15 protein-coding genes are annotated in these 11,436 nt (G+C 60.1%); 4 read left to right on the forward strand and 11 right to left on the reverse strand.

What is annotated here, in order from left to right:
* The 8 genes from I6E74_RS09240 to I6E74_RS09275 all read right to left on the reverse strand — a co-directional run bounded on the left by I6E74_RS09240 (position 1) and on the right by I6E74_RS09275 (position 5,174).
* Positions 1-762 carry a thioredoxin domain-containing protein gene (locus tag I6E74_RS09240; protein ID WP_197124955.1) on the reverse strand — a complete coding sequence of 254 codons (762 nt, stop codon included), beginning with the start codon at positions 760-762 and terminating at the stop codon, positions 1-3.
* A 130-nt stretch (positions 763-892) separates the two neighbouring features.
* Positions 893-1,183: a DUF4287 domain-containing protein gene (locus I6E74_RS09245; protein WP_197124957.1), complete on the reverse strand. Its 291-nt coding sequence runs from the start codon at positions 1,181-1,183 to the stop codon at positions 893-895.
* A 12-nt stretch (positions 1,184-1,195) separates the two neighbouring features.
* Positions 1,196-1,681, reverse strand: coding sequence for an SRPBCC domain-containing protein (locus I6E74_RS09250; protein WP_197124959.1), 486 nt, complete (start codon positions 1,679-1,681; stop codon positions 1,196-1,198).
* Between the two features lie 15 nt (positions 1,682-1,696).
* Positions 1,697-2,092 carry a helix-turn-helix transcriptional regulator gene (locus I6E74_RS09255; RefSeq protein WP_197124961.1) on the reverse strand — a complete coding sequence of 132 codons (396 nt, stop codon included), beginning with the start codon at positions 2,090-2,092 and terminating at the stop codon, positions 1,697-1,699.
* An 81-nt stretch (positions 2,093-2,173) separates the two neighbouring features.
* Positions 2,174-2,959: a thioesterase family protein gene (locus I6E74_RS09260; protein ID WP_197124962.1), complete on the reverse strand. Its 786-nt coding sequence runs from the start codon at positions 2,957-2,959 to the stop codon at positions 2,174-2,176.
* A gap of 75 nt (positions 2,960-3,034) precedes the next feature.
* Positions 3,035-3,301, reverse strand: coding sequence for a Rho termination factor (locus I6E74_RS09265; RefSeq protein ID WP_197124965.1), 267 nt, complete (start codon positions 3,299-3,301; stop codon positions 3,035-3,037).
* A gap of 166 nt (positions 3,302-3,467) precedes the next feature.
* Positions 3,468-4,559 (reverse strand): Rv2578c family radical SAM protein, encoded by a 1,092-nt coding sequence (locus I6E74_RS09270; RefSeq protein WP_197124967.1) that lies wholly within the window; start codon positions 4,557-4,559, stop codon positions 3,468-3,470.
* 51 nt (positions 4,560-4,610) lie between these two features.
* Positions 4,611-5,174, reverse strand: coding sequence for a TetR/AcrR family transcriptional regulator (locus tag I6E74_RS09275; RefSeq protein ID WP_197124969.1), 564 nt, complete (start codon positions 5,172-5,174; stop codon positions 4,611-4,613).
* A gap of 82 nt (positions 5,175-5,256) precedes the next feature.
* Between I6E74_RS09275 and I6E74_RS09280 the strand changes: the two genes are divergently transcribed.
* Positions 5,257-5,613 carry a DsrE family protein gene (locus I6E74_RS09280; RefSeq protein WP_197124971.1) on the forward strand — a complete coding sequence of 119 codons (357 nt, stop codon included), beginning with the start codon at positions 5,257-5,259 and terminating at the stop codon, positions 5,611-5,613.
* Between the two features lie 253 nt (positions 5,614-5,866).
* Positions 5,867-6,352 carry a GNAT family N-acetyltransferase gene (locus tag I6E74_RS09285; protein ID WP_197125293.1) on the forward strand — a complete coding sequence of 162 codons (486 nt, stop codon included), beginning with the start codon at positions 5,867-5,869 and terminating at the stop codon, positions 6,350-6,352.
* Positions 6,353-6,390: 38 nt separating this feature from the next.
* Here I6E74_RS09285 and I6E74_RS09290 read toward each other — a convergent pair whose 3' ends face one another.
* Positions 6,391-7,755, reverse strand: a complete 1,365-nt coding sequence (locus tag I6E74_RS09290) for an LLM class flavin-dependent oxidoreductase (RefSeq protein WP_197124972.1) — start codon at positions 7,753-7,755, stop codon at positions 6,391-6,393.
* 144 nt (positions 7,756-7,899) lie between these two features.
* Between I6E74_RS09290 and I6E74_RS09295 the strand changes: the two genes are divergently transcribed.
* Positions 7,900-8,487 carry a flavin reductase family protein gene (locus tag I6E74_RS09295; protein WP_231601181.1) on the forward strand — a complete coding sequence of 196 codons (588 nt, stop codon included), beginning with the start codon at positions 7,900-7,902 and terminating at the stop codon, positions 8,485-8,487.
* Positions 8,488-8,494: 7 nt separating this feature from the next.
* Here the strand turns inward: I6E74_RS09295 and I6E74_RS09300 are convergent, their stop codons facing one another.
* Positions 8,495-9,019, reverse strand: a complete 525-nt coding sequence (locus tag I6E74_RS09300) for a hypothetical protein (RefSeq protein ID WP_197124973.1) — start codon at positions 9,017-9,019, stop codon at positions 8,495-8,497.
* Positions 9,020-9,164: 145 nt separating this feature from the next.
* Here I6E74_RS09300 and I6E74_RS09305 point away from each other — a divergent pair, with 145 nt between their 5' ends.
* Positions 9,165-10,259: an NYN domain-containing protein gene (locus I6E74_RS09305; RefSeq protein ID WP_197124974.1), complete on the forward strand. Its 1,095-nt coding sequence runs from the start codon at positions 9,165-9,167 to the stop codon at positions 10,257-10,259.
* 39 nt (positions 10,260-10,298) lie between these two features.
* Here the strand turns inward: I6E74_RS09305 and I6E74_RS09310 are convergent, their stop codons facing one another.
* Positions 10,299-11,348, reverse strand: coding sequence for an MsnO8 family LLM class oxidoreductase (locus I6E74_RS09310; RefSeq protein WP_197124975.1), 1,050 nt, complete (start codon positions 11,346-11,348; stop codon positions 10,299-10,301).
* Positions 11,349-11,436 lie beyond the last annotated feature (88 nt).

Consider the following 11,436-nt stretch of genomic DNA (forward strand, 5'->3'; position numbering starts at 1 on the left):
TTACTGGCCGGCCAATCGGAGCTGCTCATCGATGACATCGCGGAAGACCTGAAGTGGCTGAGCACCCGCGATCGGCACATCGTCGATCACAATGGACGGCACACTCGTGACACCAATTTGCTGCGCTTCGGAGACGTTCGCTTGAACCCGAGCGATCAGAGCCGGACTACGGAGATCTGCCTCAAATTGAGCAAGGTCGGGCACCCCAATGTCGCGAGCGTACGCAAGAAGCTTTTCTTGGTCGATCTCGAGATGTCCCGTTTCGGGCGCCGATTCATAGACCGCTGTGTTGTATTCCCAAAAGAGACCTTGCTCGCCCGCCGCGTGGGCTGCAACAGCCGCTAGCACCGAGGTTTCACCAAAAATGGGGTAATCGCGCCATTCGATGCGCAGCTGTCCCGAGTCGACGTATTCGCTGATCAGCTCAGGAAGCGTCTCGCGCGACAACACACCACAGAAAGGACAGCGATAGTCCGCATACTCGACGAGTACGACGGGAGCATCAATCGCCCCAATCGCCGTGGGGTCTCCATCGATTCGACGCGCTAAGTCAATCGCGGGCTGGCTGCCCTCCTCGGCAGAGACCGACGGCGATGAGTGAGGCGTTGCTGATCCAGAGTTTGCCTGGGCACCGGCTACGAACGCGACGGCGAGCAGCGCCAGCGCGCCTAGACCGCCGAGTAGCATGACGAGCTGCTTGCGGGAATACTTGCGGCCGCCTCGTGGAGCTCGGTTCGACTGTGGCTGGCCGCTGTTTCTCACGCTACAGATCCTCTCGGGGCACTCAACTACCCTGCTTCTCGACCCCAAGAAGAGTCACTCCTTCACCCTACCCAGTGTCGGCACACCCCAGCGCCAGCGCACTGCCCGCCACCACGCTCACATCGCGCGGTTAGTCTGGTTTGCTCGCGGCACCGTCAAGCCACAGCGTGTCTGACTCGTCGCGATGCGTCCCCGAAATGCCGACATGCTTGGCGTCGATACGCGCACCCTTCGTGATGACGTGAACAATTGCCATGCCGTGTCCACGGCCCAGCTGGTAATCGCTCGCGAGCCACTCAAGAATCTCTCCCGCTTTCGCCGAGTCATCGACGAAACCCTTCGCTGCCGCTTTCGCGATCAATTGCCGCGGCGTGAGTCCTGTCTTCTTCTCGACCGCATCGAGATACGCCTGAAATGACATGAGCAGCCCCTCCTAGTCTTCGGAGAGCAGTGCGTCGATTTGGCCGATAGCCTCTCGCATGCCTTCTTCCATGCCCATCTTCACCATTTCTTCGAGCTGCTCTGCAGAGGCGAAGCCCGACAGGATCGTCAGCCGGGTGCCGCCGTCGATGGGCTCGAACGTCAGAAGAGCGGTCGTGACACCGATATCCCCCGATGGTTCGCCGTGATCATCCGCAAATTCATCTTCGATGGAGACTTCACGCGGCTCGGTGATCGACAAGATGCGCCACATACCGTGCATCCGCTCACCATCAGGACCTTGCATGAAGTAATGAGCGCGCCCACCGGGAACGAACTCGTAACGCACGAAGGTTGCCGGCCACTCTGGCGGGCCCCACCAGCGCTCGAGCTGGCGCGGATCGCTCACCAACTGCCAGGCGCGCTCAAGAGACGCGGCAAGTTCGGTGGTGGTCGTCAGGGTGAGTGCTTCAGGATCAGTGTGAGTTGTGACGTTCATTGCTTCACCATTTCTCTAGTCGTGAGGGATATCGACCCGAGCCCCTGAGCTCGCGGGGTTCGGTGGCGCCTCAGTGGTTGCGTCATCCCGCAACACCTCAGCCATTTGCAGTGCACGCTGCTTCCACACCGTTTCGAAGTGAGAAAGAAGCTTTTGGATGTGATGAATGGACGCGAGATTGCCGCTGACAATCTGCTCGCGACCGCGTCGGGACTTTGTCACCAACCCAGCTGCCTGCAGGACGGCAACGTGCTTTTGCACTGCGGCGAAACTCATGTCGTAGCGCTCGGCGAGACGCGATACTGAAGCATTTTCGTGCAGCACGCGATTGACGATGTCACGTCGGGTGGCATCGGCGAGGGCGCGGAACATCGCGTCAACTTCGGAGTCTGTCAATTCATATACAACCATTTGGTTGTATATTATGGCAGCGAGAAAATCAGCGCAAGAGGGAGTGAGAAAACTTTCTCCGCAGTCTCGCGCCGGGGAAAGCTAGACCTTGCGTAGCGTCAAGATTTGCTCGGCGCGACCGAACGGCCCCCGCTCGTCGTGGAGCACCGTGGAGGTCAGGCCAATGCCATCCGAGCCAAAGTTCACCGCATTCTCCAGACCAAGCCACTCACCAGCCGGCAAGCGGTACAAGTGCACTTGCAGGTCGACATTGGGAAACGCATATCCACCCACTCCCGGCTTTACGCGAGTTGCGATGCCGTTGCTGGTGTCCACAAGGCCAGTCAGCCGAGCAAAGTCACTCACCGGCTCATTAGCGAGCAAGGGATACGGCGTGCGCAACCACACCCGGCCACTGCCCGACGCGTGCTCGGGAAGCGCCCGCGCCTCAATCGATTGGATGTAGCCGCCGGGCCACTCGGAAAGGTTCACTGGCTCCCCCGCGAGCTCACGGCCGGGCATCCGTTGATCGACGATCCCCTCAACCTCTGAGGTATCCGAAATCTGGAGGCGCCACGCCGTCGCGCGCACGGCAACGCGGCCACCCGCGGTGAGCTCCGCTTGCACGAGTTCAATCGTGCGGCCAGGACGAACGACTGACGTCACAATGTCGAATTCGCCCGCGGGGATGAGACCCAAGATCTCGTAACTAATGCGAGCGATGCGGAGGCCTTCGCGTGGTTCGAACCCTTCAAGGACGTGGGCGAGAACGCCAGCAACCGGGGCCATGTGCTGCTCGTGGGGATTCCACGCGCCCTGCGCATGAATTGTCGATTCGAAATGGGTGGCATCGTGCCGGAGATAGTAAGACTCTGCTGGTGTGGTCACTCCCCCAGACTAGTTAGCTCGCCGCTCGCCGTCATCGTTTCGACGCCTGCAGCCTTTCGATGCCCTGCACGGTTGTTAGTGCGACCGAAGCAACTCGATCACTTCGGATTTCGTGAGCGGCGAATAGCCGTGGAGGCCCAGCTCTCGAGCCCGCTTCTTGAGGTCTGCAACGGTCCAGTCCTCATACGAACCGGCTGCTCCCCCGCGATGGCCAACCTCAGAACGCCCATCCCGTGCGGCGGCGTTAGAAATACGGGCCGCTTTCTCCTCTGAGGCGCCATCCTCTCTCAACGACTCATACAGTTCGGGATCCTTGAGGCGTGAATTCTTATTCTTAGGCAACCGCCTTCACCTTTCTGACGTCGTCGAGCACGGCTGTGCTCGTTCAGCGAAACAGTACGCACAGCAGCCGGCGTTCTTGGCGATTGTGCGAAAACGCTCAGTGAGCGCGGACCGGATACCCAGCAAGACGGCGACGACGGCGACAGCGAGACCAACGAAGACAGCGCTAGAAGAGAGTCGGTTGCGGCATTGCACGCGCCGCCAGCTCGGGCGGCATTTCCTCGGCGATGAGCGAACGACCGACTAGACCGGAATGTACCGGAGTACGAGCGCGGGATCCCACGATGCCCGTCGCCGGATCGAGCAGCGTTCTCTCTAAGCCATGACGCCGGATGATCGGCTTCAGTTTGGCTGCCAGCCACTGTCGATACTCCTTGGGGGCATAGTTGCCTCGCGAATACATCGAACGATACTTGCCCAGCAATTCCGGATGCGCCTGCTCCAGCCACCCGAGGTACCACTCCTTCGTTCCCTGCTTCAAGTGCAACGCCGAGTACGTAATGGAGGTTGCCCCTGCCTCTTTAGCCTGAGAAACGGCGCGCTCGAGATGATCCCGTGTATCAGTCAAGAACGGAAGAATCGGCATCAAGAAGACCGCGCAATCGAGTCCAGCATCACGCACAGCGCTCACCGTGGCCAAACGAGCCTTGGCGGTGGGCGTGCCCGGCTCGACGGACTGCTGAAGCTCGTCGTCGTAAATCGCGATCGACATGCCCACGTCGACGGGAACGTGCTGGCTTGCCTCTGACAAGAGGGCAAGATCGCGCCGCAACAACGTGCCTTTCGTCAAGATTGACAGAGGCGTTCCGGATGCCGCGAGGGCGGCAATGATGCCGGGCATGAGCCGATAACGCCCCTCAGCGCGCTGGTAGGGATCCGTATTCGTGCCGAGCGCGACCGGATGCCGCCCCCAACTGGGTTTGCTCAGCTCCCTAGCCAACACCTCAGCGACATTCACCTTGACGATGATCTGCGTGTCGAAGTCTTTGCCCGCGTCGAGGTCAAGGAACTCGTGGGTGGGACGAGCGAAGCAGTACGTGCACTGGTGGAGACATCCACGCATGGGATTGATGGTCCAGCCGAATGGCATATCACTGGCGGTGGGCACCTTGTTGAGCGCACTCTTGGCGGCGACTTCGTAAAACGTGACGCCGTCGAATTCAGGGGTTCGCACTGTGCGCACCAGGTTGTTGAGCTTGGCGAGACCGGGCAGCGCGTCGGGAGCCTCACTGCCAATTTGTTGCCCACTCCATCGCATTACACTATTCGAACATACGTTCGAATCATGCGCAAGCCAACGGACCCACAGTTAGCCCCCTGACACCAGCTCCCGTGCGAACTCTGCAACATCGCGAACCTGGGCCGAATCTCTCGTGAGCTTCGCCGTCGTGAGCGCTCCGTCGTAGAGAACAATGAGTCGCGTGATCACGCCCTCGGCCGCATCTGGTCCGATGATGTGGGTCACGTGAGTGCGAAGCACCCGGCGGTAGCGGGCAATTGATGACTGCACGTCAGCCATATCGGGGCACTCGATGGCCGCATTGGTGAAGGGGCAGCCGTAAAAAGTGCCCTCATCGACTTGATCGGCGACTGCAGTGAAGAGACGCGCGACGCGTTCGGCGGTCGAGGCGTGCTCGTCGTCAAACTCCGTTACCCGGTCTAGCCAGGCATCCGCCTCTTCATCGAGGTAGGCCGCAATGAGAGCTTCTTTGCTCGGGAAGTGGTGGTACATGCTGCCTTTCGCCACCCCCGCCTTGGCGATCACCGTATCGATTCCCGTCGCATTGATGCCGTGCGCATAGAAAAGGTCCGCCGCGGTAGCGAGAAGTTTCATGCGCGAAGTAACGCGGATCTGCGAGGTTTCTGAAGCCATGTTGCAATTCTAGACGAACCCGTCTATATTTTCTAGACGGATCCGTCTAGAAGTGCTGGATGGCCAATACAAGGAGTTTTCAATGTCAGATCTCAAGATCGCCGTAGTCATCCTCGAGACCCTCGAGAACAACAGCGCTCGCGTCTACCGCGGCCTCAAGACCGCCCTGGAATTCAAGGCTGCTGGCGACGACGTAATCGTCATGTTCGACGGTTCAGGCGTTGAGACCCTCGCGAAGATTGCTGACGCTGGAAACCCCATGCACGGCCTCGTGACGGCACTCGGCGACACCATCATCGGCGCCTGCGAATTTTGCGCCAAGTCGCACAAGGTCTACGAGCCTCTTCGGGATGGCGGATTCCCGCTGCTCTCCGATAACGGCGGCGAAGCCAGCGTTCGCAAGCTCGTTGTCGACGGCTACCAGATCATGAACTACTAGCGCCAACTCCCCCGAGCAGCGCAACGGCCCGGCGTGACCCACCTCACCGGTGGGCACCCGGACTGCGCACACTGCGCACACTGCGCACACTGATTCAGGGTCGCGAAGCGGGAACTCACGGTGGCTAGGAATGACGCCAGTTTGCTGCACACTTGAGCACTGCTGGCTCGCGGGCAGTGGTAGCGCTGCTATCGTCGTGGGAGTGTTTTCTAAAGTGACTGTTCCCACAACTCTCCAGACGCGAGACGGCGAAATGATTCTTCGCTACTCCGCTCTTGGCGACATCGACACTATTCTTCAACTGCTCGCGGACGACGCAATCAGCGCGCTGCGAGGCGACACTGCGCGGCCAGAAGACCGCCCCGCTTACGAAAAAGCATTTCACGCGATCGCCACCACTCCCGCGAATGCTCTCCTCGTTGTCGAAGCACCCTCAGGGGATGTCGTCGCCACCATGCAATTGACCGCCATCCCCGGAATGGCCCGCCGTGGTTCGCACCGCCTCCAAGTTGAAGCAGTGCGCGTAGCCGCGAGCCAGCGTTCGAGCGGAATCGGCGGCGCCATGATGCGGTGGGTTATCGACACCGCAGCGCCCACGCTTGGCGCCTCCCTCATCCAACTGACTTCTGACGAAGCCCGCACTGACGCCCACCGGTTCTACACGAAGCTCGGCTTCGAAGCGTCGCACATCGGTTTCAAGTACGCCGTCGACCTGCACCGCGAAACCCCCGCAGAGTAGACGCTGGTTCGCGGTGCACCAGTGACGGCGGGCGCCCCCTAGCGCCGATAGCGTGCGCCGGCATGCTCCGCTGGGAGCCTGTTGCCACGCCCATGTAGCTTGTGTCGGAGCGTGCCTTCCGCGTATTCCTCGGGATAAGACCCGCGCGCCCGAAGCACCGGGATGACGTGCTCGACCACATCCTCAAACGTGCCCGGCGTGATCGCGTAAGCAAGGTTGAAGCCATCGACATCGGTCTCCGCAACCCACGCTTCGAGTTCATCCGCAATCTCCTCGCCAGAGCCGATAATGAACGGCCCCAGGCCACCAATCGCCCCGAGCCGCGCGATGTCGCGAACCTTCCATTCGCTGCCGTCGTCATTGGCCTGCTGAAAGTTCGCCACCGTTGACTGGATTGCGTTGCTCTTGACATTGCCAATGGGCTCATCGAGGTCGTACTGCGAGAGGTCGATGCCCATCCATCCCGACATGAAGACCAGCGCACCTTCTTCGCTGGCGTAGCTCAAGTAGTCGGCATACTTCGCGTGAGCTTTCTCCGTTGTCTCATCGGTGATGATCGTCAGAAGCGTGTAGATGCGCGCAGAGTATCGATCACGCCCGGCCGCTTCGAGAGCATCCCGGATGCGACCCACCGTTGCCTTGAGCCCTGCCTTGGTCGATGCCGCCACAAAGATCGCTTCAGCGTTTCCTGCGGCGAACTGAATACCCCGAGGCGAAGCACCGGCTTGGTAAATGACCGGTGTTCGCTGCACAGATGGCTCGGAAAGATGGATGCCGGGAACAGTGAAGTGTTTGCCCTTGTGCTCGATGTCGTGAACCTTGCTGGGGTCAGTGAACACACCGGACTCCCGGTCACGAATAACCGCATCGTCTTCCCAAGAGCCCTCCCACAACTTGTAGAGCACCTCAAGATATTCGTCAGCGTGGTCATAGCGGTCGTCGTGCTCGAGCTGATCGTCGTTGCCCATGTTGCGGGCCGCCGAGGGCAGGTAGCCGGTCACGACATTCCAGCCGATCCGACCCTGCGTGAGGTGATCAAGCGTCGACATCCGGCGAGCGAAAGGGTAGGGATGCTCGTAGGCGGTTCCGGCCGTGATACCGAATCCGAGGTTCTCGGTGACATGCGCCATAGCCGAGACGAGCAACAGCGGATCGTTCACCGGAACCTGGGCACCGTGGCGAATGGCGGCCTCATTCGAGCCGGCGTAGACGTCATAGGTGCCGAGGACATCCGCAATGAAGATGCCGTCAAAGGTTCCCTTTTCGAGCAGCTTTGCGAGCTCGGTCCAGTAATTGAGGTCTTTGTAGCGCCACGATTGGTCGTCGGGATGGCGCCACATTCCGGAGGACTGGTGAGCGACGCAGTTCATATCAAAGGCGTTGAAGCGAATTTGTCTAGGCATGCCTTTATGGTGCGCCGCAGCATCCGATAATGCACCTGAGGACGAAACAATCGGCGAAACAGAAGGACACATATCGACATATTCTCGCTTCGTCGCGTACCCGGGTGCACGCTTGTTCGCATCCCCGAAACATTGGATGGACGAATGCAGACAATCACCGAAAAACCACCGGCCGCCGCTAGCCAGAGCCCTGCCCACGAGGTCGAGGTAGAGGTAGAGGAGACGATGTCGGGAATAAGCGCCGCGGAATTCTCGAGCGCATTTCGCCACTACCCCGGTGGAGTCGCCGTTGTCACAGCGCAGTCACCGCTCGGGCCAGTCGCGCTGACGGTGACGTCGGTCGTTTCGGTGAGTGCCGAGCCGCCGTTGCTCGCGTTCTCGATCGGACACCGCGCATCTACTGCGCCTGGAATCCGGGCGGCTGAATCGTACGTCATCCACTTTCTCGGGAGCGAACAACTTGACCTTGCGCAACTGTGCGCGACAAGCGGGGTTGACCGGTTCGCCGACCGTGGACTGTGGGCACGGCTGCCCACGGGAGAGCCCTATTTTCCGAGCGCACCTGCACGAATTGTCGGCAAACGTATCGACCAGCTCGATACCGAATCCGCATCGCTCATTCTCGTGCTCGCCCAAGACGCCCACATCACCCCGGAGGCCGATTTCGCTCCCCCTCTGGTTCACCACAATCGGGCGTGGCACCGCTTAGGAGAGCATTCTCACCTCAACTGAGGCGTCGCTAGCCGGCGTGTGACTCGGCGATAGCTTCGTCGTCGTCCCAGCTCTCCACGAGAGTGACCCGACCGCGTGAATCCTTCACCGCAAGCACCAACGCAATAATGGCCGTCGCTAGACCAACAACTCCCAGGGGGTTCGCGATACCGATCGCAATACCGAGAGCGGGCTCATTGGGGCCGCTGATGATGGTCTGCAGACCGATCGGCGTGGAATCAGGAATCGTCAACCCGAGCAGAAAGGCACACACGCCAGACGCGATGAGCATCGTGTGCGTGAGAGCCCGCGTCTCAAAACCGCGGAGTTCGGTGCGCCGCATCGCTAGCCCAATGAGGACCAGCAGCACGCCGAAAAGAACACCCAATGTCGTCGCGTAGATGATGGTGAGATCGCCGCCAATACCAAAAAGGTGGCGTCCGAACGAAACCCAACCCGCCACCGCGACACCACACACGATCGCGGCAACTCCCGCTCGACCAGAATGAGGTGTACCCGGAGTCGCGCGAACTCGAATAGCGCTATACGTCACGTGAGGTTCCCTACTCTTACTGTGTTCTCCTCTAATGCTACCGAGCGAAAGTGCGCGAGGTTTTCCACCGATCACCCCGGAAAAGGGGATTGTCATGAGCGAGGCTCACGATAAGACTGAGAGTAACTTTTCCCGAGGAGACCACATGGCAACCGCCACCGAAGGCCGCGTGGCCGTGTACATCGATTTCGACAACATCGTGATCTCGCGATACAACCAAATACATGGCAACGGGCAGTTTCAAAAGGACAAGGCTCGGTTTCACAATTCGAATCGCATGACTACGAGCGTGATTGGCAACAAACTCATCGAAGCCACTGTGGATGTCGAAGCTATCCTCGACTACGCCTCTTCGTTTGGAACGGTGGCTTTCAGTCGCGCCTACGCCGACTGGTCGGTGCCGGTGAATTCTAGCTACCAGAAGCAGCTCATCAATCGCGCAGTGGAGCTCGTGCAGCTCTTTCCCCTTACCGCGCAGATGAAAAACGGTGCCGACATACGGCTCTCAGTCGACGCGATGGAAGACATGTTCCGACTGCCCGACATCACGCATGTTGTTATTGTCGCTGGGGATTCGGACTATGTGGCACTTGCCCAACGCGCCAAGACGCTCGGCCGGTACGTCATCGGCATCGGCGTTGCCGGAGGCACTAGCGATGCGCTCACTTCATCCTGTGACAAGTTCGCGGACTACGATTCGCTTCCCGGTGTCGAGTTCGGCACGCCACCATCGCTTCAACAGACCGCCGCAACCACAAAGCCGACCTCGGTAACAGACACACCGAAATCGGAAGATGCACCTGCAGCCGCCGCTACGCCTGCGCCGGCACCGAAGTCAACGACGATTGTGGCTTCGAAAACGCCCACGGCCGCAGGGCCCAAGAAGTCGCCGGCCACCCCACAAACCAACGTGATGAAAGCGGGATCGGCAAAGAAGACCGCTGCGGTCGCCAAGCAAACCACTCAGTCAGATAAAGACTCTCCTGCGAACGGAATGCGACCCTTCAAGATGCTGGTGAGGGCTATGCGACTCGTTCAGCAAAAAGAAGATTCAGAGTGGCTCAACAGCTCGGGAGTGAAGAATCAGATGTTGAGAATTGACCCGTCGTTCAACGAAGCCGCACTGAAGTTCAAGACCTTCAGCGAGTTTGTCTCGTCTCATAGTTCGCACATCGAAGTGCGCGAACGCGACGGTGTGCGCGAGCTGAAGTTGCGTGCGAATGCATCTCAAATTAAATAGCCGCGCGAACACGACAAATGCCCCGCGTCGTAGCGCGAATTACGCGAGCAACTGCTCCGCCAGCAGCTCGAGCGCGCGCACTCGCACGGGCGAGGTGTTCGCCGCGTCCGCATTGTGAGCCGACAGCCCAGGAACGACCATGACCTCGTCAACGCCGAAGCGTGTGGCGAGCGAGCGAATGCGTTGCGCTGCAGCCACTGGTTCGTCAATAACCCACCGTTCGGCCATGTCATCCACCATTTGTTGTTGCGGTGCGGCGAGCTCTGTCGCGGCAGCTTCTTCGATGGTCGAGAGCGGGCCGAGCGGCATGCCGCTCAGGAGGCGCGCCATTTGCTGAAGTTGGGGCAGGGCTGCGGCACGCGCATCCGCCGCCGTTTCGGCGACAGCCACGTTCAGGGTCAGGAATGTCTTGGGGGCCTTCAGCAAGTCTGACGGCACAAAGTTGTCGCGGTAGAGGCCAAGAATGCGCGCGGTTCCTTCGCCCGAGAAGTGGTGGGCAAAAACGTACGGCATGCCCTGCGCTGCGGCCAGACGGGCCGAGTAGTCACTTGAGCCGAGAAGCCAGAGATCCGCGACGGATGCCGCATTCGGCGTCGCCGTGAGTTCGTAGGTGCGCCCCTGCTGCAGTTGCAACGTGGCGCCCTCGGGGTTCATGAGGCTACGGATGTCGGCCACGTTGCGCGGGAAAGCATCGACGTCGCTGGTGGTGCCCGTCATCCGCAAGTAGGACGTGATCACAGGGTCGCTGCCGGGAGCGCGGCCGATGCCGAGGTCGATGCGGCCGGGGAACGCGGCCTCGAGGATCGCGAACTGCTCAGCAACGACGAGAGGCGCGTGGTTGGGCAGCATCACTCCCCCAGAACCGAGGCGAATGTTCTTGGTCTGCGCCGCCAAAATGCCAATCAGCACAGCCGGGTTCGTCGACGCCACGGCCTTCATGTTGTGGTGCTCAGCCACCCAGTAGCGCGAGAAACCAAGGTCATCGGCGCGTTGCGCGAGCGCGGTTGTCGCCGCCAGGGCGTCGGCCGAAGTCTGGTTGCTGCGAACAGGAATGAGATCAAGAACAGAAAGGCGAAGTGGTGTAGTCATCACTACTATTCAACTCCTTACCAGCGTGGATATTCCTGAATGAGAGAGTTAGCGGGCCCACGGCACGAAGCGACCACGATTCTCAGGT

Source organism: Salinibacterium sp. SWN139 (genome assembly GCF_015864625.1).
In the GTDB taxonomy this organism is placed as follows: Bacteria; Actinomycetota; Actinomycetes; order Actinomycetales; family Microbacteriaceae; genus Rhodoglobus.